The following is a 19,669-nucleotide window of genomic DNA, read 5'->3' as shown; positions in this document are numbered from 1 at the left end:
AATGAAAATTATGTTATTATTTTCTTAAAAAATTTAAATACATAATCAAGGTTTTTAATGCAAAAAATTAAACTTTTTATTTTTGTTTTATGATTTTTTCTTTAAATACATGTTCTTCTAAATTTTGAAAATGTAAATCCTTTGGTGCGTTCATTTGGAGAATTTGAAGATACTAATTCTTTTTCTTTAAAATTAGGACTTGAACCTATTTTTCCTACCAATCAAGAAATTCCAAGTTTAATTAGCAATGCTGATTTAGTACTTATTACTCCTATTTACCCCACCTTTAACTAGTAGCATCAACAATAATGCAATAAAACAACTTGCAAGTGGAGCAAACCCCTTAGATATCTTAATGATACAAGAAATAGGAACTTTACTAAGAATAGCCACTCCAACAGGACGCCATGTGCAACAAGGTGGAATGCCTATTGATGAATATGAGTAGAATTTGAGGACTCTTTCAAGACCTGATAGGGTTTTTAATTTATTATTCTCGCGTTGATGTAGGAGCTAATCGTGTAAATTTAGCTATAGTTTCAAGACCCATTATAGGAATTCGCGATGGAAGTGATGCTTTTTTCAATATCTATGTTTTAGCCAATGAAGGAACAGATGTAGGAGCAATTATCACAGCCCATAAATACACATTTTGTAAATATACCTCAAGTTAACTGGATGATAGCAGGGGATTTTAACCGTGATCCTTCTACTATAACAAATACAGTGGATAGAGGATTAGCAAATAAAATTAGAGTGGTTTTTCCAACTAGTGCAACTCAAGCAAACGGAGGGACTATTGATTATGCAATTACAGGAAATTTAAACAGACAACAAGCCTATACTCCACCACTTTTAGCTGTGATTTTGATGCTTGCAAGTTTAAGATCATTTTCCAGTTAATTTTAGAAAATTTTAGGACATTTAATATGAAAAAAATTGTTGCTTTATTTTTTATGTTTATAACTTTAGCCTTTGCAACTCCTACTGGAGATTTGAAAGATTTTACCAAAATGGTTTCTATAAGAAATTTAGAAACGGGAATTTTTTTAAGCGCCTTTAGAGATATCTCAAAAGATCCTATTGATCAAAATTGGAATATTAAAGAAATTGTTTTAAGCAATGAGTTAAAACAAAAAGATAAATTAGCTAATGAACTTCCTTTTGGTTATGTGCAATTTACAAATCCAAAGGAAAGCGATCTTTGTTTGGCCATCCTAGAAGATGGAACCTTTGGAGCAAAATCTTGTCAAGATGATCTAAAAGATGGTAAATTAGAAACTGTATTTTCTATAATGCCAACAGCAACTTCAGACGTGCAAATTTGTTCTTTAGTTTTGGAATCTGATGAATGTATGGTAACTTTTTAATCCAAATATTCCTACACAAAAACGCTTTAGAATAGCCCCTTGCACCTTAGATCCTAATTTTTTATGAAGTAAACGAACTAATGACTATAACTCCACCTTTAACAGCTTCTACCCCTTTAGAATAAGATTTTTTATTATTCTATTTTTATATTTATTTAATATTTATGATATTACAAAAATACACAAAATAATCAATAACAACACAATATAATTTACTTTACTCTATAATTTTTTTATTTTAATTTAATTTTTTGTTACAATAAATTTATACATAAATAATTATCAAGGAGGAAAAATTGGAGCAAATTTTAACATGGCAACAAGTTTACGACCCTTTTTCAAACATTTGGCTAAGTGCTTTAGTGGCATTTTTACCTATACTATGTTTTTTAGTTTGTTTGGTTGTTTTAAAACTTAAAGGTTATCAAGCAGGTTTTTTAACTGTTATACTTGCTACTTTGGTAGCTTTATTTGCCTATAAAATGCCTTGGAATTTAGTGGGCGCAAGTTTTATTCAAGGCTTTACAAATGGTATGTGGCCTATAGCTTGGATTATCATTGCGGCAATCTTTCTTTACAAACTTTCTATCAAGTCGGGTTCTTTTGAAATCATTAAAAAAAGCGTGATGAGCATTACTCCAGATCATAGAATTCAAGTGATTTTAATAGGTTTTTGTTTTGGTTCATTTTTAGAGGGTGCTATAGGTTTTGGTGGCCCTGTGGCTATAACTGCTGCACTTTTAGTAGGACTTGGTTTGCGTCCTTTGCAAGCTGCAGGACTTTGTCTTATCGCAAATACCGCTCCTGTTGCTTTTGGTGCGGTGGGAATTCCTATTATTGCTATGGCAAATCTTGTCGGCATAGAACAGCATTCAGTTTCTGCCATGGTAGGTAGAATGCTAGTTCCTTTAAGTCTTACTATACCTTTTTTCATAGTTTTTTTAATGGATGGATTTAAAGGCGTTAAAGAAACTTTTCCAGCTATTTTAGTTGCGGCACTAAGTTTTACAACTACTCAATTTTTAAGCTCAAATCACTTAGGAGCAGAATTACCTGATATTATCTCAGCTGTAGTTTCTTTAGCGGTTACAACTGTATTTTTAAAATTTTGGAAACCAAAAAATATTTTTAGATTTGATAATGAAAGCAATTTCACTCAAGATAACACCTTAAGTTTTAATCAAATTTTAAAAGCTTGGTCGCCTTTTATTTTACTTATTGTTTGTATTATCATTTGGACACAACCTTGGTTTAAAGCTCTCTTTGATAAGGACGGAATTTTAAGCTATACAAGCATTACTTTACAATTTAGCAATATCACAACTGGAATTTTAAGCCCTTCTATCACAGGCATAGGAGAAGCTAAGCCTTTATCTTTGGCCTTGGGTGTAGATTTAATCAATGGAAAAACCGTAGCTCAAGCAGGAACAGCGATTTTACTTGCCGCTTTTCTAACTATAGCTATTTTAAAAATCAAAGCTGAAGATGCAGCAGAATGCTTTTGGGCTACTTTAAAAGAAATGGCTATACCTTGTATCACCATAGGTTTAGTTGTGGCTTTTGCTTTTATTTCTAAAAATAGTGGTATGAGCACTACTTTAGGACTTGCTTTTGCACATACAGGTGATGCTTTTTCTTTCTTTTCACCAATCATTGGCTGGATAGGGGTATTTTTAACAGGCTCTGATACAAGTGCTAATTTACTTTTTGGAACCTTGCAACAAGTAAGTGCTCAAAAACTAGGTGTTAGTGAAGCTTTATTTTTAGCAGCTAATTCAGTAGGTGGAGTCGTTGGAAAGATGATCAGTCCACAAAGCATTGCTATAGCTTGCGCAGCAGTTGGGCTTGTAGGAAAAGAATCTGATCTTTTCAAATTCACATTAAAATATTCTGTAGCTTTTATTATTTTAATAGGAATTTGGACTTGCATTATAGCTTTTTTCTTACAAGAAATCATCCCTGAAGCTATAGTGAAATAATTAAAAATTTAAGTTTTGCTTCAACAAATATTCGTTTTTAGAATATTTGTTGGAAAATTTACTTTGCTTTTATTTTTACAGGATTAAAATATTTATCCTAAATTATCCCAAAAGGAGAGATCATGAAAAAGGTGTATTTTTACGCCACATGCTTAGGAAGTGCTGCTATGCAACAAAGCGTTTTAAATGCAATAAAACTTTTAAGGCGTGAAGGTATTGAAGTGATTTTTAAAAAAAATCAAACCTGTTGCGCTCAACCTTCTTTTAACTCAGGTTATTTCGATGAAAGTCGTGAGATTGCTTTATATAATGTGGATTTATTTGATAAAGATTACCCCATCGTTGTGCCAAGCGGATCTTGTGCGGGTATGATGAGTCATGACTATAAAGAACTTTTTAAAAACAAACCTGAATTTTCTAAAGTCAAAGATTTTAGCTCTAGAGTCATAGAACTTTCACAATACCTTGATGAAGTTTTAAAAGTAGATTATGAAGATAAAGGTGCACCTATAAAAGTAACTTGGCATTCTAATTGCCATGCTTTAAGAGTGCAAAAAAGCATACAAGCGAGTAAAAATCTTATCAAAAAACTAAAAAATGTAGAATTAGTAGAACTTCAATACGAGGAAGAATGTTGTGGTTTTGGCGGAACTTTTTCAGTAAAAGAGCCTGAAATTTCAAATGCTATGGTAAGAAGTAAAATTAAAGATATACAAAATAGCGGTGCAAAATATCTCATCAGTGGCGATGGAGGTTGTCTTTTAAACATAGATGGCACAATGAAAAGAATGGGTTTAGATATAAAAGGCATACATTTATATGACTTTTTACTTAAACGCTTGGAAGGAGAAAGACTATGAGTCAAAAAATTCCTCACGAACAAATCGTTCAAATTAAACTCAATGACAAGCAAATGCAAGAAAATTTAATGACTGCCATGCATACTTTACAAAAAAATAGACTCAATGTTATTGATGCTAGATTTAAAGACTGGCAGGGTTTAAGAGCTAAAGCTAAACAAGCTAAAAACAATGCCTTAATGAGTTTAGAAGAAAGGCTTTTAGAATTTGAAAAAAATGCTACAAAAAATGGCATTAAAGTGCATTGGGCAAGTAGTGATGAAGATGTCTGTGAAATCGTCTATGAAATCATGAAAGAAAAAAATATTACCAAGCTTTTAAAAGGTAAATCTATGGCAAGCGAAGAAATAGGCCTAAATCACTACCTAGAAAAAAAAGGTTTAAAAGCTATAGAAACCGATCTTGGAGAGCTTATTTTACAGCTTAATGAAGAGCCTCCTTTACATATAGTTGTACCTGCTATACATAGAAACCGCCATGAAATCGGAGAAATTTTCAAAGAAAAATTAGGAGCGAATTTAGAAAACAATGAACCTGAAAGTTTAAATGCGGTAGCTAGAGAGCATTTAAGAAAAGATTTTGAAGGCTTAAAACTTGGACTTAGTGGGGTCAATTTTGCCATGTCAAGAGAAGGAGCTTTTTGGCTTATAGAAAATGAAGGAAACGGTAGAATGTGCACTACAGCACCTGATATTCATATCGCACTTTGCGGCATAGAAAAAGTCATGGAAAGCTTTGAAGATGCGGCTACTATGGTTTCTTTACTCACTCCTTCAGCCACAGGACAATTTATACCAACTTATAATAATATCATTACAGGCCCTAGAAAAAATGGGGATTTAGATGGTCCTAAAGAAGTGCATGTGATTTTATTTGATCACAATCGCTCTAAAATGTTAGCTCATGAGGATTATTATGAGGCTTTGCGTTGTATTCGATGTGGGGCTTGTATGAATTTTTGCCCTGTTTATGATCAAATCGGCGGACATGCCTATCAAACCACTTATCCAGGACCTATAGGAGAAGTAATCAGTCCTAATATTTTTGGTATAGATCATACAGGAGATATTTTAAATTTCTGTTCACTTTGTGGGCGTTGTTCTGAAGTTTGTCCAGTGCAAATTCCTTTGGCTGATCTTATTCGCAAATTAAGATGTGATAAAATAGGACAAGGTAAAAATCCACCTTTAGGAGCAAATAATGTTCATCGCAATGCCTTAGAAGCCTTTACTTTTAAACAATTTAAAAATATCGCAACCAATGGCAATAAATGGCGTTTTTCACTTTCAAAAGCACATTATTTCAACTGGACGGTACAAAATTTCGCAAGTGTTTTACCTGTGATTAAAAAATGGCACGCTTTTAAAGAATTACCTCAAATTAAAATGGATCTTTATAAAGAAGTGCAAAAACTAGAAGGAGTAAGCTATGAGTAAAATCGATGAAATTTCAAGCAAAAGTAAAGCAAGTATTTTAGAACATCTTAAAAAAGCTTACAAAGAAACAACATTCACACGCATTGAAAGTATAGATCCTGTAGAACATATCCAAACCACCCAAGATATGCTTGCAGAAATGAAACAAAAAATGAATGATAACAAATACATCGTTGAAAATGCTACAAAAGATACCTTAGAAGAAAAAATCAATGAAATTATCGCAAAATATGACTTTAAAAGTATGATTTATGGGCTAGATTTAAATTTAAATTTAGAACAAATCAAAGCAGAAAAAAAGATTTGCTTTGATAAAGAAATCGAAAATTTAAGATCTGAGGTTTTTCATAGTGATTTTTCCATCATTCATGCAAGAGCAGGGGTAAGCTCTCACGGAGTTGCACTTGTACCTTCAAGCAAAACTCAACCTAGAATGCTAAGCCTTGCACCTAAACTTTGTATAGTGCTACTTAAAAAAGAAAATGTTGTTAAAAGTCTTAGCGAGGCTTTAAATTTGGTAAAAAAAGAAAATGAAATCTTACCTACTAATATCTTATTTATAGCAGGGCCTTCAAGAACAGCAGATATAGAACTTATCACTGTTTTTGGTGTTCATGGGCCACAAATTGCACATATTATTATTTACTGATTCTATACTAGAATCAGTAAGTCTTAATTTTTAATATTAATTATATATATTTTTTATATTATACAAATATAAATAAAATAAATAATTTTAAATTAATAATATTTTAATAAAATATAATATTTCACTCAAATATATGAAATTAATTTTAAATACAAAAATTAAAGAAGGTGCTTTTGGATAAACTAATTCCAACTTGGAATGAAAAATACAGTATTCATGACATAATGATTGACATTCAACACCAAAAACTTTTTGAACTTGCAGCAAAAATAGAAAATATGGTTTATAAATTTGTTCAAAGAGATGAGTTAAAAGAAATTTTAATAGAACTTTTTAACTATAATAAAAGAACATTTTAGCAACGAAGAAGATTATATGCAATAAATTCATTATCCTTGTTTAAATGAACACAAAATCATGTATAAAATATCATTCATGATATGTCTTATCTTATACAAAACATAAAAACCACTAATGATTTAAAAGAGAAGCTTTACACAGTTTCTAAAAAATTTCTTTTAGAACATATACTCTATGAAGATATGAAAGTTGAACAATATAGAAGATCTTCTTTAGCTTCTGAAGATGATGGAGGAGTAAGCTTTGAAGAAGTCAAAGAAGAAAAAGATGATGAAAATGCAGTTTATCTTTATACATGTGAATGCGTAGGACAAATGCATGATATACCTTTTGGAATTCATCAAAAATTCAACTTAAGGGTGTAAAATTTAAATGTAAAAAATGTAAAGAAGCCATACAGTTTTATAAAAAATATTCAGAAAATTTCTAATTAACTATTTATGCGTTAAAATAATAAATAAAGTATAAGTTAGTCAAAGAAGGAAATTTGATGGATAAAAAATAAAATATTTTATTTTGGATAAATTTGACTATTCCTATCCTATACTAACCAAAGATACAAAATGCTCATTTTGTGAAAATTTTTTCCCAATAGAATATAGCTCAAACTTAAAAACAATAGAAAAAGAATGTCCATTTTGCAATAATAAAATGGACATTAAACTTAAAAACTAAGCCTTAGTTTTACTTACAATATTAATAATATTTGAAGCCACTTCATCAGCAAGCTCTAAATGAGAAGTAAAGCCTACACAAGAACAATTAATCTCGCCTAAAACATATTTATCATTGCCCTTTTCATCAGTATCTAAAATAAAATCAGCCGTCCAAATCAATGGTAAGTCGTAATTGCCTAATCTTTCCCTTACCTTAGGAAGCTCGCCTAAAAACATATCCACCAAAGTTTTCCAATCTTCTGGCTTATCATAACGATATTTTGCCCCACTAAAAAGCGTAGCAGAAAAAGCATCGGCATCTTCGGCTGGTTTTTTATGTACTACATTTACAGGAGTGTTATAAAGCATTAAAAGTCTGATTTCACCTTCTTTAATGCGCGGTAAAAAAGTCATATCCACAAGCATACCATTATCACCTATGATATATTGCTCACAAAAATCCATAAATTCCCCAAGCTCTCTATGTTCTACATGATTATCCTTAGCTTCCGTACACTTGATTTTTGTGTTTAAAGGCAAACTATCTCCACTAACGCTACCCTCTACACTCACACGCCAAATTCCCTCTCCTGTAGAGCCACGATTTTGCTTTAAAACCCTTTCACCTTTAGCCAAACTTTTTGGAAAATTTTCTTTAAAAGTCTTAATATCATAGTAAGCATAAGTATCGCTTGGAACAAGATCAGTATCTGCTAATTTTGTAAGTGCATCTTTAGCACCATAACCTATCATAGCATCAGGATGAGGCATACCTACAAGCTTATCAGCACAAAGTTTTCTTAACATATCAAAATACTCATTTTCTTCTTTAAGATTACCAGGATTGATGCGAGAAACATAACCATCAAAATTTTCTTTCACATATTTGTAAATTTCATCTTTTTTACTCACTTCAAAAAAAATCACCTCAGCATTCCAACCCTTAGCTTTTAAGGCATTTACCATAGGTATAGTATCTTTTCTATAACCATCTTCACCTTTATCACTCCCACCTTTAACTTCAAAAAAAACAATATTTTTTTTCATTATTTTACTCCTTATCTAAAATATAAATAATTATTGCATAAAAATATTACAAAAATTAAATAAAAATATTTATATATTTTATCTAGCGTTTATAAAACTGCTATTAGTCTTATAAGCGATTTCGATTAAGCTTTTACTTATCAAGCTTGATACTTGTCCTTCTAGGCGGTTAAGAAATTTATCAATCTTATTTTCTTCTTTCCAAACGGGATTTGAAACATTAGCAAGTTTTTCAAGCTCCTTTTTAGCATTTTCATAATTACTAAGCTCATCTATAAGACCAAGCTCCTTAGCCTTGGCAGCTAAAAACACTCTTGCATTTGCCCATTGGTCTTTTTTGTTAAGATCTAATGCTCTTTCCTTAGCAACAAAACCTGTAAAAAGATCATAACTTTGATCAATTAAACCCTGTAAAAAATTTCTTTCATTCTCATTCCAAGCTCTTGCAAAAGTTCCAGCACTTTTAAATTCACCTGCTTGAATAGTTTGTTCTTTAATACCGAGTTTATTAGCCAATCCACTTAAATCAGCTCCTTGCATAATCACACCGATAGAGCCTATAAAACTTGCCGGATTGGCTAAAATTTTATTGGCTCCAACTCCTGCTAAATAACTTCCACTTGCCATAGTTCCGCTTGCATAGACAAGCACGGGCTTTTTAATTTTTAAATCCTTTATAGCTAGAGCTAGTTCCATACTAGGAGCAAAAGCTCCACCAGGAGAGTCTATAACAAAAAGCACTCCTTTGATATTGCTATCATTTTTAGTATTGATAATTTTTTCTAAAACCGCAGAGCTATCAAAAATTTCACCCTTTAAATCAATGCGTTCTAAATTTGCAAGATTGGAGCTTGAATTTGCACTAGGCATTAAAATCCATATAACAATCAACAATAAAACAAAGGTTTTAAAATAAGTATTGATAAATTTTATTCCACACCCTAAAGCCTTAAAAAATGATTTTAAAATTTGCATTCTTTTCCTTTTATAAATAATTTATCCACTTCCTTAGCATTTAAAATAAACTGCAAAGGAGCTTGCTTTTTATCACATTCTCCTAGCTCAAATACGCTAAAATCAGCAATTTTACCTTTTTTAAGCTCTCCTAAATTTAAATTTAAAGCCCTTGCAGGATAAAGTGTTACCATTTGCAAAAGCTTAGATGCTAACTCTAATAAATCAAAATTCTTATGTATAAGCAAATTCGCGCGCATTTCATCAAGTAAGGACAATGAAATATTTGAGCTAAGTCCATCGGTTCCTAAATGGATATTTAATCCACTTTTTAAAGCCGTTTTTAAATCTAAGCTTTTTTGACTTAAAAGACGATTTGAAAATGCACAATGTGTAATAGAATGTAAATTTTTATCTAACCATTCATATTCTTTTAGATAAACACAATGCGTAAAAAGAGTCCTTACTCCTTTAAAGAGTTTAGCAAAATCCTTTGGTGTATAAAGAGGCTTAGGATGAAGTGTGAAATTTTCAAGCCATTTTTTAAACCTCCCTTTAGACTCTCTAAGCCAGATATTTTCAGCCTTACTTTCTAAAAAATGCGTACTAACTAGTAAATTTTGCTTTTTAGCTAAATCAAGAGCAAAATGAGCCAAACTAGGATGAGTTGAATAAGGAGAATGAATCGAAATTGCTGGGATAAAAAAATCATTTTTAAATTTCGAAGAATTTTCAAATCTTTTTAAAAATTCTTGTTTTTTATCTTCAACTTGATTTTCATTTGTGCCTAGAATTTCATTAAAAAATACTACACGTATACCCTTTTGACTAGCCTTTAAACAAGGATCTAAATCACTCCCAAAACTTGAAATTTCACCTATGGTGCCTATGCCGCTTTTTTGCATTTTTTTAATGCTTTGAAGTATTAATTCTTCTTTGGCCTGCGCATTTAACATGGAACGAGAATTTATAACACTTTTAAGCCAAGTTAAAAATTCTCCAAAATGCAAAGTTGTTGAATTTGCACTAAATTCTAAGTGTGTGTGAGGATTTATAAAAGTAGGTAAAATAACCGAATTTTTAGGTGTTTTGATGATTTTAGCCTTAGGATATTTTTTTCTTAAATTATCCAATTTACCTAATTCTAAAATTTTATCTTCAAAAACAAAGGCTTGATTTTCTAGTATCGTAAAATCTTCATCACATAAAAAAAGATATCTTGCAGCAGCTATAAACACGATTTTCCTTTCAAAAATTACATTGTAGCAAAAATTTATTTTTAAAATGTTATAATATAAGGTTAAAAATAAATTTTTAAGGTTAAATCCATGAAAATAATGATTATCCAAGGCCCAAATGTTAATATGCTTGGCGTAAGAGAAGTGGGAATTTATGGTGCTATGAAAATGGAGCAAATTCATGAGCAAATGAAAATAGCTGCCACTCAAAGCAATGTAGAACTTGACTTTTTCCAAAGTAATTTTGAAGGTGAAATCGTAGACAAAATTCAAGAATGCCTTGGAACAGTTGATGGAATTATTATCAATGCAGCAGGCTATACTCATACTTCAATAGCTATTCGAGATGCTATTGCAGCGGTAGCTTTGCCTACAATTGAAGTGCATATTAGCAATGTTTATCGCAGAGAAGAATTTCGCCAAAAAAGTCTTATAGCGCCTGTATGCTCTGGAACTATTGTTGGTTTTGGTCCTTTTGGCTATCACTTGGCTTTAATGGGTGTAATTCAAATTTGTGAACAAATAAAAAATTTGCACGCAATGCAACAAGCACAACAAACAAATAAATAATAATGCTAAAAATTCAAGGAGTAAAACACTTTGAAAAAAGTCGTTTTTTTCCTTTTTTTAGTCAAAATATACGATCTTTTAAATATTTAGCCCTTATAGGCTTAGGAAGCAATATAGAACCTGAAAAAAAAAGATTTGATATGCTTTTTCGAGTAATGATGGATGATAAAAGATTTAAAATTTTATCCACATCTCCTATGTTGATAAATGAAGCCTTTGGTTTTAAAGAGCAAAAAGATTTTACCAATGCTGTTATGTTGATACAAACTAATTTGCATGCACGAGCACTTTTGAAAGTTTTACTTTATTATGAAGTAAAATTTAAACGCAAGAGAACTTTCAAAAACGCTCCTAGAACGCTTGATTTAGATCTTTTATACTTTTCACAAAAAGTCAAGCGTGATAAGTGGTGTGAGGTGCCTCATAAAGGGGCTAAAGAAAGAGTGAGTGTAATTTTGCCTTTAGGCATGATATAAGGAATATAATATGGGACAACTTATACATACTTTTACTGTTGAAGATACAGAACAAATTATACCCAAAGTAAAAGAAGATTACGGAGATAAAGCTTTAATTATAACAAATAAACAAATTCGTCCTAAAACCTTAAATCGCAGTGCGCTTTATGAGGTTATGGTAGCCATAGAAGAAAGCGACTATGAAGAACACTTAAAAAAACAAGGAAAATCTTTACCTGCAAAAAAAAGCTCGCCAAAACCATCTTCTACCTCTCTTACAGAAGAAAAAATTAGATCTCAAATCCCTCAAGAAGATGAAGATGTAGTCTTGGATTTCTCAAACACTCGCTTAAATACAAATTTAAACACTGTAAAAAACAATGACTTAACTAAAAAAACCTATCAAGATTTTCCACAAAACAAAATCAACCCTCATCAAAATAAGACTCTAGGCTTTGATGATTTTAAAGAAAAACTAAGTGAAGTTAGCAATGAAATTTCTAAAGTCACAAACACACCTTTAGAAAATTACACCCCTAATCCAAATTATAATAAAAAAATAGAAAATTTTGAAAAGCAATTTGAAAAACAAATCAACAAGCTTAACGATAAAATAGATCTTCTTGCAGATATGATGTGGGATGATAAAGCTGAAGCTAGAAAAAATCTTATGATACCTCCTGAATTTGCAAGTATTTATAAGCAAGCCAAAGAAAGTGGAATGCTTGAAAATCATCTAGAAGCGATTATGAAGGCAACTATAGAAAATATGCCAGCTGCTATGAAAACCAACAAAGATGCGGTTCAAAGATATTTTCACTCACTTTTAAGAAATATCTTGCCTTGTCGCGTTGAAAGCGATATAAAAAAACAAAAAATCATGATGCTAGTGGGCCCAACAGGAGTCGGAAAAACAACAACCTTAGCTAAGTTAGCTTTTCGCTATGCTTATGGAGATAAGCGTTATAAAACAGGTATTATTACGCTTGATACTTATAGAATCGGTGCGGTTGAACAACTTTTTCAGTATGCAAAAATGATGAAACTTCCTATTATTGATAGCATAGAACCAAAGGATTTAGATGAAGCAATAAAAAGCTTAAATAATTGCGAAGTAATTTTGGTTGATACTATAGGAAATTCACAATACGATCAAAGTAAACTTTCTAAAACTAAAGAATTTTTAATGCACTCAAATGCAGAAATTGATGTAAATTTAGTGGTTTCTGCAAACACCAAACATGAAGATTTAATGGAAATTTATAAAAATTTTTCATTCTTAAATATTGATACTTTGATTATTACTAAATTTGATGAAACAAAGGTTTTTGGAAATATCTTCTCTCTTATTTATGAAACAAATATTCCTCTAAGCTTTTTCTCTACAGGACAAGAAGTGCCAGATGATTTAGAAGTAGCCAATAGTGATTTTCTAGTTCATTGTATTTTAGAAGGGTTTAATAAAGGAAAAAATAATGAATAACCAAGCAAATAAACTTCGCAATCTCATGAGTCAAAATGGAACCAAAAAATCCCAAAACACTCATTTTATAGCTATTACAAGTGGAAAAGGTGGCGTTGGAAAAAGTACGATTAGCGCAAATCTAGCCAATGTTTTAGCAAATAATGGCTATAAAGTTGGGCTTTTTGATGCTGATATTGGCTTGGCAAATTTGGATGTCATTTTAAATGTACGCATACAAAAAAATCTCTTGCATGTTTTACGCGGAGAATGCTCCTTGGAAGATATTTTAATAGAAGTTAAGCCAAATTTATGGCTCATCCCAGGCGAAAGTGGAGATGAGATTTTAAAATATAATGATAAAAATATTTACGAGAGATTTTTAAATCAAGCAAGTATTTTAGATGAGCTTGATTTTCTTATTATCGACACAGGCGCGGGTATTGGTGGAAATATTTTAAATTTTTTAGAAATGGCTGATGAAGTTATAGTAGTAACTGTTCCTGATCCTGCAGCAATCACTGATGCGTATGCAACCATAAAAACAACTTCTAAGACAAAAGAAAATTTACTAATGCTCTTTAATGTTGTAAAAAATGAAAATGAAGCTTTAAAAGTGTTTGAAAATATTAAAAAAGTTGCAGATGCAAACATTAAAAATCCTTTAAATTTAGAATTCTTAGGTCATTTAAGCGCTTCTAAAGATGTAAGTGGTAGTATTAAAAAAAGAACTTTATTTAGCGATGAAAACACAGCCTCAAGTGATGAGCTTAAAGCCCTAGCTTCCAAGCTTTTATATAGATTGGAACGGAAAGTGCTTGATAATGTTTCAAATCGTAGTTTTTCAAGTTTTTTTAGAAAAATTATTGAAAGATTTTAGCAATAAAGAGAAGAGATTATGAGGCCAGAAAATTACGTAGCATTTTTTACTGTTTGTGGATTTTTTATAGGACTTGCATTTAGCATTATTAGTATAGATGAAGCCTTTGATATACTGATTTTTACTTGTTTTATTACTTTTATGTTTTATGTTTTTGTTCATATTGCCATTATGAATTTTATAGATGTAAAGAAAATTAGCGGTAGAATCTTTAATAAACACGATTATGAAAAAACTAGCAATAATATTATCAACGATTTAGCTATTCGTGAAAAGAAAATGGATATAATTTTAGAAAAGCTCAATGAAGAAAGAGAAGAGCTAAAGAAAAATGAATCCAAAGAAAGACGAAGAAATGCTAAAAGAGCCGCCTAAAGCTTATGCACAAATGCTAAAGAAAGAGCAAGATGAGCTTGTGCTTTCTTACATGCCAGCCCTACGTGCTATGGCTTTTAGACTAAAAGAACGCTTGCCTTCAAGCATAGATGTTAATGATCTTATTAGCATAGGCGTTGAAGAAATGATAAAGCTTTCACGCCGTTACGATAAAGAACAAAATGATAACTTCTGGGGTTTTGCAAGAAAAAGAGTTAATGGCTCTATGCTTGATTATCTTAGAAGTCTTGATGTAATGAGTCGCAATAATCGCAAAATTATTAAAGATATTGATGTAATCATGGATGAATATTTCCTTGAGCATGAATGCGAACCTGATGATGAATATCTAGCCAAAAAACTTGATTTGGATGTAGAAAAAATCAAAGAAGTAAGAACAGCTCATGCTATTAGCTATACCCTGCCCATCGATGAGCAAATCGAACTTTACAACGAAGACAATACTTTAGAAAAAATTGAAAAAGAAGAACTTTTAGAAAAAATTCACGAAGTGCTAGATGATCTTAAAGAGCGCGATCAGTTAATCATTCAGCTTTATTATTATGAAGAATTAAGCCTAAAAGAAATCAGTGAAATTTTACAAATCAGTGAAAGTAGAATTTCACAAATTCACAAAAAACTTCTTAAAAAACTTAGAGAAAGGCTAATGTAATGGCTGAGATACTTTCCCAAGAAGAAATTGATGCCCTGCTTGAAGTTGTTGATGATAACACCGACACACCCATAGCCTCAAATTCAAAAGATGAAAAAGATGAAAGAAATATCGTTGTATACGATTTTAAGCGTCCAAACAGAGTTTCAAAAGAACAACTTAGGACAATCAAAGGCATACATGATAAATTAGCAAGAAATTTAGCCTCTCAAATTTCATCGATGATGAGAAGTATTGTTGAAACTAAACTTCATTCAGTCGATCAAATGACTTATGGAGAGTTTTTAATGTCTTTGCCAAGCCCAACAAGTTTTAACGTTTTTTCTATCAAACCTTTAGATGGAAACTGTGTTTTAGAAATCAATCCAAGCATAGCTTTTCCTATGATAGACAGGCTTTTAGGTGGTCAAGGTGATAGCTATGAAGCTTCGCGTGAGCTTACGGATATTGAGCTTAATTTGCTTGATTCTATTTTGCGTATCATTATGCAAAGACTTAAAGAAAGCTGGGCTACTGTAACTGAAATTTATCCTAGTATTGAAGCTAAAGAATCAAGTCCAAATGTTGTGCAAATCGTATCTCAAAATGAGATTGTTATCATGGTGGTAATGGAAATCATCATAGGAAATTCAAGCGGTATGGTAAATATCTGCTATCCTGTAGTACATTTAGAAAGTATATTAAGCCGTTTAGCAAACCGCGATATTATGATGGGTGAAACCTCAGCCAAAAAATCACGTAACAAAGAACTTAAAACTTTAATCGGTCGTGCTGAAGTGGTATATGAGGCAATTTTAGGAAAAACCTTAATTAATGTTCATGAATTTTTAGAACTTAAACAAGGTGATATTTTAAGGCTTGATAGAGAAGCAGATGATAAAGCTATAGTAAGCATCGATAAAAAAGATGTTTTCTTAGCACAAATTGGATTGCATCGTTTTAGAAAATCTATTAAAATTTTAGAACTCATACGCACAGATAAAGATGAAATCAAAGAAATTTTGGAAAAATACGAAGAAGAACGTAAAGCTAAAGCTAGTGTTTATGATGAGCCTGAAGAGGAGGATGAAGAAATATGATCAATGATTTTTTAAAAATGTTTACAAATGAATGCATCAGCACCATTGAAGGTTTAACAGGAAAAAGTGCTGAATTTAGCGAATATAAAGAATTTGATGTCAATGCAAGCGATACTTTAAAAGCACCTTTAGTGTATGCTATATTTGATATAGCAAATGGTGGAAAAATAGGAATTTTAGCCGGTGCTGTTTTAATGAGTGCTATTGGTGAATGGATGATGGGTGAAGAAGAGATCACCAAAAACGATAAACTAGGTCCTGATGAAATGGATGCAGCTAAAGAAGCCATCCAAAATATCATTTCAGCATTTTCTACAACTTTAGGAGCTCAAAAAGACATTCCAAAAATGGATTTTAGTATAGAATCTTGTGAATTTGTGCCTGAAAGCGTAGATTTTAAAGATTTTAAAAAATTATTTTTATATGATGTAAAAATAGGCGATTTAGAAGAACAAGTTTCTTTAGCCATGGATCAAACACTTCACAACATTCTAAGTGGAAAACCTGCTGAAACAGGAAATACAAGCACTGATTCTAATCACAACGCTGAAGAAAAAGCGATAATGCTTAGCGAAGAGCTTAAAAATATCAATCTTATCATGGATGTGCGTTTGCCTGTTCGTGTGCGTATAGGCAATAAAAAAATGCTTTTAAAAGATGTTTTAACTATGGATATAGGCTCAGTTGTGGAGCTTAATCAACTTGCAAACGATCCGCTTGAAATTTTAATTGGGGATAAAAGAATTGCTTATGGCGAGGTAGTAATTGTCGATGGTAACTTCGGCGTTCAAATTACAGAAATTGGTTCTAAAAAAGAAAGATTAGAACAACTAAGATAAAAAGTTTTAGCCTACAAATTAAGAATAATAAATATAAACGAATTAAAACTAAAACAAACTAAAAGGGCTGAAATCAAAATGTAAAGATTTTGGAGTATTTAACTTAAAAGGTTTTAGCTCTTTTTTAGGAGCAACAATTAAAGCATAACCACCTTTATTATATCTATCCCAAATACTAAAAAATTGACTTTTAGAACTTATATATTCTCCATGGCTTGGATCAAGTATTTGCAAATAATTTCCTTTATGATTGATAATTATAACAAAATGTGGAAAGCGTGGATCATCTTCAATTTTTACAAGCATTGGAATATTTACAAGTTTATCCAAGTTTTCTCTATTGATTTGATATGAATTGCTTTGAAAGCCCAGTTTTTTAACTGCATCGCTTAAATCTGCAAAGCTTACCATATCCGTATAAAGTTCTTGTCCGCTCATAATCTTTAAAAGTTCAAGTTCATCAAACTTTTTTTGATCATCAAGTATATTAAGTAAAGTTGCTAAAGATGAAGCCCCACAAGATTGCTCATAAGTTTGTCTTATTACTCTTTCGTTTTTAATTTCTTGATAAGACTTAACTACCCATTCGGCTTTTGCACTCAAAGCAAGAATGGGTAAAAATAATAAAATTTTTAGAATTTTTTCCATAAGCTTATCCCAAATATACTATCAGGAGAAGCAGAGCTTCCTCCAAAACTAGCATTAACAGAAACTGCGGTATCTGAATTAATGCTATAAGTAGAACCTAAACTTAAAGTTGGAATAGAACGCACTTCAGAATTTTGATAACCATTAATTTTTTGCTCGGTTTGAAATCTTTGCTCTGCTCCTAAATCTAAAGTAATTTTAGGACTTAGAATAATAGATAAATCCCCACCCACATAAATACTATTTCCATACTCTATTTTAAGGGTTTTAAATTTTCTTGATTGATTATAACCAAATCCTGTATAAATACTATAAACCACAGGATCGCTATATCCCCTTAAACTAGCTTGTAAGCTTTGTGATTTTAGATAAAAGTTTTTGGTTTGATTGATTGCTTTTTCTCTTTGAACGACTGCAGTTTGAAAGGTAATTTGTGGAATTAAATCTGCAATGCTATCGCCTGTATAAATAAAACCTAGCCATAAATTATCAAAACCTATTCTGTTTTTACTAGAATACTCATTTGTAAAAAAGTTTGTATATTCCCCTCTTGCATAACTTCCGCCCCCTGAAATAAGTATGTCAAACTTAGGTGTTATGGTATAAATGAAAGTTTGAGTTAAAAACACTTGCTTTGTATCATTCCAAATTGTAGGATCTCCGCCTATTGTTATATTAGGATAAAGAGAATACGAGTTTGCATTTCCTGTGCTAAGCAAAGAAAAGCTTGTAATGCTTCTTAAGCCTATTTGCTTTTTAAATAAACTGTCTATATTTAGTTCATCACTAGCAAAAACACAATTAACTAAAACCATAAATACTTAAACAAATCTTTTTCATTGTTGCCTTTCTAAATATTTTCAAATTTTTTTAAAAGCAATGAATGTTCCAAATAAAAAAAATTTGATTTTAATATATAATTTGTGATATTATTTGTAAGGGGTATTTCAAAAAGAACATGTAACTATCCCTAAATAATTTTAGCAAAAATCCCAAATAATAGGATTTTAAAGCTTACAAAAATGACTTTTTATCTTTCCTAATCTAAAGCGTAAAATATCCCAAATATCCCAAAATGTCCGTTTTGTCCCAAAAAAGTGATTAAATGCTGTTTAAAAGATGGATAAACACGAGCTTTGATTTTAAATTTTATATCCCAAAAGTGTTTTTTACCCTCTAGGATAGTTACATTTTTGCTTAAAGTATTTTTATATTTTCTTATTGATGTAACTATCCCAATAAAACACTATATAATCATAGTTTAACCACTTTTTATATAAAAATAGCATGTAACTATCTATGGCATTAAGCTTTGGAAGATAGTTACATAGAAAACTTAAAAAGTAATGAAGCAATTTTTTATGAAATCTTGTTAAAAAAATAGCTTAGTAAGATGTTTTTAAATATCAATTTAGAGAGCTTGAAGTTAGATTTTTCAAGCTCTTATATTAAAAATCTTTCAAATCAAAAGTTTTTAATTGCTTTTTGAAATTTTATGTTTAAATTCTTTGAAATTAAAATCAAAGGATTTAAAATGCAAATGCAAGAAGTGATTGAAAAATTAAAAGATATACTTGCAAGTGAAGGTAAGCGTGATTTAAAAACCAAAGATATAGCTAAAGAACTAGGAATTCATCCTGATACTTTTAATTCCATGAAATTTAGAAACTCCATTCCTTATCCACAAATCCTAAACTTTTTAAATCAAAGAAATATAAGCATTAATTATTTCTTCTATGGAAGTTCCCCAAAAGATCAATTAGAATGTGAGAATAAATATAAAATTTTAAAGCTTTATAAAACAAATGCAAGTTTAGGTGGAGGTGGTATAAATGATTTGATTGATAGCTCTGATTTAATCATCGATGAAAAGGTTTTAAACTTTTTTGGAAGTAAAGAATGTGAGTTTATCACTTGTTATGGAGAGAGTATGGAACCACTTATAAAAGATGGTTCAATTTGTGCAATAGATAGGAATAAGGCTTTTAAAAATAAAAGCATTTGTGTGATTAATACTAGAGATGGACTTTTTATAAAACAAGTTTTAAAACAAGTTGATGGAGTGATTTTACACTCTTTAAATCCTTTATATAAAGATATATTTTATAAAAATGGAGATTTTTTACTAATTGGTGT

Annotated in this window: 18 protein-coding genes and 4 pseudogenes; 17 read left to right on the top strand and 5 right to left on the bottom strand. The window is 30.8% G+C overall.

All coding sequences use genetic code 11. The annotated features are described in order from the left end of the window. The first annotated feature begins 144 nt into the window (after nt 1-144). The 8 genes and pseudogenes from AJ885_RS01835 (at nt 145) to AJ885_RS10410 (ending at nt 7,084) form a co-directional block, all read left to right on the top strand. Nucleotides 145-294 carry a toxin gene (locus AJ885_RS01835; protein WP_186820550.1) on the top strand — a complete coding sequence of 50 codons (150 nt, stop codon included), beginning with the start codon at nt 145-147 and terminating at the stop codon, nt 292-294. Nucleotides 295-310: 16 nt separating this feature from the next. After that, nucleotides 311-919 (top strand): annotated as a pseudogene (locus tag AJ885_RS10415) (cytolethal distending toxin subunit B family protein); the annotation flags it as partial. A 10-nt stretch (nt 920-929) separates the two neighbouring features. Continuing rightward, nucleotides 930-1,495, top strand: a pseudogene (locus tag AJ885_RS01825) (cytolethal distending toxin subunit A). A 171-nt stretch (nt 1,496-1,666) separates the two neighbouring features. Then, the gene (locus tag AJ885_RS01820) at nt 1,667-3,349 is read left to right on the top strand and encodes an L-lactate permease (protein ID WP_070210398.1); all 1,683 of its coding nucleotides are present in this window, start codon (nt 1,667-1,669) and stop codon (nt 3,347-3,349) included. 119 nt (nt 3,350-3,468) lie between these two features. After that, nucleotides 3,469-4,209, top strand: coding sequence for a (Fe-S)-binding protein (locus AJ885_RS01815; protein WP_074470023.1), 741 nt, complete (start codon nt 3,469-3,471; stop codon nt 4,207-4,209). Beyond that, nucleotides 4,206-5,645 (top strand): LutB/LldF family L-lactate oxidation iron-sulfur protein, encoded by a 1,440-nt coding sequence (locus tag AJ885_RS01810; protein WP_070280644.1) that lies wholly within the window; start codon nt 4,206-4,208, stop codon nt 5,643-5,645. The genes AJ885_RS01815 and AJ885_RS01810 overlap by 4 nt, the downstream gene beginning before the upstream one ends. Beyond that, nucleotides 5,638-6,294 carry a lactate utilization protein C gene (locus AJ885_RS01805; protein WP_070280642.1) on the top strand — a complete coding sequence of 219 codons (657 nt, stop codon included), beginning with the start codon at nt 5,638-5,640 and terminating at the stop codon, nt 6,292-6,294. Before AJ885_RS01810 ends, AJ885_RS01805 begins: the two co-directional genes overlap by 8 nt. A gap of 173 nt (nt 6,295-6,467) precedes the next feature. Beyond that, nucleotides 6,468-7,084, top strand: a pseudogene (locus AJ885_RS10410) (bacteriohemerythrin). Between the two features lie 241 nt (nt 7,085-7,325). Here the strand turns inward: AJ885_RS10410 and AJ885_RS01785 are convergent. From AJ885_RS01785 to AJ885_RS01775, 3 genes are all read right to left on the bottom strand, one after another. Beyond that, nucleotides 7,326-8,357 (bottom strand): Cj0069 family protein, encoded by a 1,032-nt coding sequence (locus AJ885_RS01785; protein ID WP_002933934.1) that lies wholly within the window; start codon nt 8,355-8,357, stop codon nt 7,326-7,328. A 78-nt stretch (nt 8,358-8,435) separates the two neighbouring features. Continuing rightward, nucleotides 8,436-9,332, bottom strand: coding sequence for a signal peptide peptidase SppA (sppA, locus tag AJ885_RS01780; protein ID WP_044779857.1), 897 nt, complete (start codon nt 9,330-9,332; stop codon nt 8,436-8,438). After that, complete coding sequence (locus tag AJ885_RS01775) at nt 9,320-10,549, bottom strand: metal-dependent hydrolase (RefSeq protein WP_044779858.1); 1,230 nt, start codon at nt 10,547-10,549, stop codon at nt 9,320-9,322. The genes sppA and AJ885_RS01775 overlap by 13 nt, the downstream gene beginning before the upstream one ends. 90 nt (nt 10,550-10,639) lie before the next feature. On the opposite strand from AJ885_RS01775, the gene aroQ reads away from it, so the two are divergent. The 8 genes from aroQ to fliY are packed head-to-tail and all read left to right on the top strand — an operon-like array spanning nt 10,640 to nt 16,885. Continuing rightward, nucleotides 10,640-11,119 (top strand): type II 3-dehydroquinate dehydratase, encoded by a 480-nt coding sequence (aroQ, locus tag AJ885_RS01770; protein ID WP_002860905.1) that lies wholly within the window; start codon nt 10,640-10,642, stop codon nt 11,117-11,119. 2 nt (nt 11,120-11,121) lie between these two features. Further along, entirely contained in the window at nt 11,122-11,595 is a 474-nt protein-coding gene (gene folK, locus AJ885_RS01765) for a 2-amino-4-hydroxy-6-hydroxymethyldihydropteridine diphosphokinase (protein WP_002851803.1), read from the top strand. Nucleotides 11,596-11,605: 10 nt separating this feature from the next. Beyond that, nucleotides 11,606-13,060 (top strand): flagellar biosynthesis protein FlhF, encoded by a 1,455-nt coding sequence (gene flhF, locus AJ885_RS01760; protein ID WP_044779859.1) that lies wholly within the window; start codon nt 11,606-11,608, stop codon nt 13,058-13,060. Continuing rightward, nucleotides 13,053-13,919 carry a flagella biosynthesis ATPase FlhG gene (gene flhG / locus AJ885_RS01755; protein WP_002854691.1) on the top strand — a complete coding sequence of 289 codons (867 nt, stop codon included), beginning with the start codon at nt 13,053-13,055 and terminating at the stop codon, nt 13,917-13,919. Before flhF ends, flhG begins: the two co-directional genes overlap by 8 nt. A gap of 18 nt (nt 13,920-13,937) precedes the next feature. After that, on the top strand, nt 13,938-14,294 hold the full coding sequence (locus AJ885_RS01750) for a hypothetical protein (RefSeq protein ID WP_070248959.1): 357 nt from the start codon (nt 13,938-13,940) through the stop codon (nt 14,292-14,294). Beyond that, nucleotides 14,275-14,967: an RNA polymerase sigma factor FliA gene (locus AJ885_RS01745; RefSeq protein ID WP_002871494.1), complete on the top strand. Its 693-nt coding sequence runs from the start codon at nt 14,275-14,277 to the stop codon at nt 14,965-14,967. Before AJ885_RS01750 ends, AJ885_RS01745 begins: the two co-directional genes overlap by 20 nt. Then, nucleotides 14,967-16,046, top strand: a complete 1,080-nt coding sequence (gene fliM, locus AJ885_RS01740; protein WP_002851710.1) for a flagellar motor switch protein FliM — start codon at nt 14,967-14,969, stop codon at nt 16,044-16,046. The genes AJ885_RS01745 and fliM overlap by 1 nt, the downstream gene beginning before the upstream one ends. Then, entirely contained in the window at nt 16,043-16,885 is an 843-nt protein-coding gene (fliY, locus tag AJ885_RS01735) for a flagellar motor switch protein FliY (RefSeq protein ID WP_002860902.1), read from the top strand. The genes fliM and fliY overlap by 4 nt, the downstream gene beginning before the upstream one ends. 48 nt (nt 16,886-16,933) lie before the next feature. On the opposite strand, the gene AJ885_RS01730 is transcribed toward fliY, so the two are convergent. Together AJ885_RS01730 and AJ885_RS01725 are read right to left on the bottom strand one after the other, a co-directional pair. Continuing rightward, nucleotides 16,934-17,533 carry a C39 family peptidase gene (locus tag AJ885_RS01730; RefSeq protein WP_053872216.1) on the bottom strand — a complete coding sequence of 200 codons (600 nt, stop codon included), beginning with the start codon at nt 17,531-17,533 and terminating at the stop codon, nt 16,934-16,936. Continuing rightward, nucleotides 17,518-18,373, bottom strand: a pseudogene (locus AJ885_RS01725) (hypothetical protein). The gene AJ885_RS01730 and the pseudogene AJ885_RS01725 overlap by 16 nt, the downstream one beginning before the upstream one ends. Before the next feature lie 694 nt (nt 18,374-19,067). Between AJ885_RS01725 and AJ885_RS01720 the strand changes: the two are divergent. After that, the coding region (locus AJ885_RS01720; RefSeq protein ID WP_070280637.1) for a helix-turn-helix transcriptional regulator at nt 19,068-19,669 on the top strand (602 nt) is incomplete at its 3' end.

Source organism: Campylobacter sp. BCW_6464, from assembly GCF_001762775.1.
Taxonomy (GTDB): Bacteria; Campylobacterota; Campylobacteria; order Campylobacterales; family Campylobacteraceae; genus Campylobacter_D; species Campylobacter_D jejuni.
Note: the sequence above shows the minus strand (reverse complement) of the source record. Positions and strands in the feature narration are given on the sequence as shown.

Excerpts from the sequence above, each read along its gene's own strand:
- AJ885_RS01810 (WP_070280644.1), top strand. The coding sequence starts at position 4,206 with ATGAGTCAAAAAATTCCTCACGAACAAATCGTTCAAATTAAACTCAAT.
- AJ885_RS01805 (WP_070280642.1), top strand. The coding sequence starts at position 5,638 with ATGAGTAAAATCGATGAAATTTCAAGCAAAAGTAAAGCAAGTATTTTA.
- AJ885_RS01785 (WP_002933934.1), bottom strand. The coding sequence starts at position 8,357 with ATGAAAAAAAATATTGTTTTTTTTGAAGTTAAAGGTGGGAGTGATAAA.
- sppA (WP_044779857.1), bottom strand. The coding sequence starts at position 9,332 with ATGCAAATTTTAAAATCATTTTTTAAGGCTTTAGGGTGTGGAATAAAA.
- aroQ (WP_002860905.1), top strand. The coding sequence starts at position 10,640 with ATGAAAATAATGATTATCCAAGGCCCAAATGTTAATATGCTTGGCGTA.
- folK (WP_002851803.1), top strand. The coding sequence starts at position 11,122 with ATGCTAAAAATTCAAGGAGTAAAACACTTTGAAAAAAGTCGTTTTTTT.
- flhF (WP_044779859.1), top strand. The coding sequence starts at position 11,606 with ATGGGACAACTTATACATACTTTTACTGTTGAAGATACAGAACAAATT.
- flhG (WP_002854691.1), top strand. The coding sequence starts at position 13,053 with ATGAATAACCAAGCAAATAAACTTCGCAATCTCATGAGTCAAAATGGA.
- AJ885_RS01750 (WP_070248959.1), top strand. The coding sequence starts at position 13,938 with ATGAGGCCAGAAAATTACGTAGCATTTTTTACTGTTTGTGGATTTTTT.
- AJ885_RS01745 (WP_002871494.1), top strand. The coding sequence starts at position 14,275 with ATGCTAAAAGAGCCGCCTAAAGCTTATGCACAAATGCTAAAGAAAGAG.
- fliM (WP_002851710.1), top strand. The coding sequence starts at position 14,967 with ATGGCTGAGATACTTTCCCAAGAAGAAATTGATGCCCTGCTTGAAGTT.
- fliY (WP_002860902.1), top strand. The coding sequence starts at position 16,043 with ATGATCAATGATTTTTTAAAAATGTTTACAAATGAATGCATCAGCACC.
- AJ885_RS01730 (WP_053872216.1), bottom strand. The coding sequence starts at position 17,533 with ATGGAAAAAATTCTAAAAATTTTATTATTTTTACCCATTCTTGCTTTG.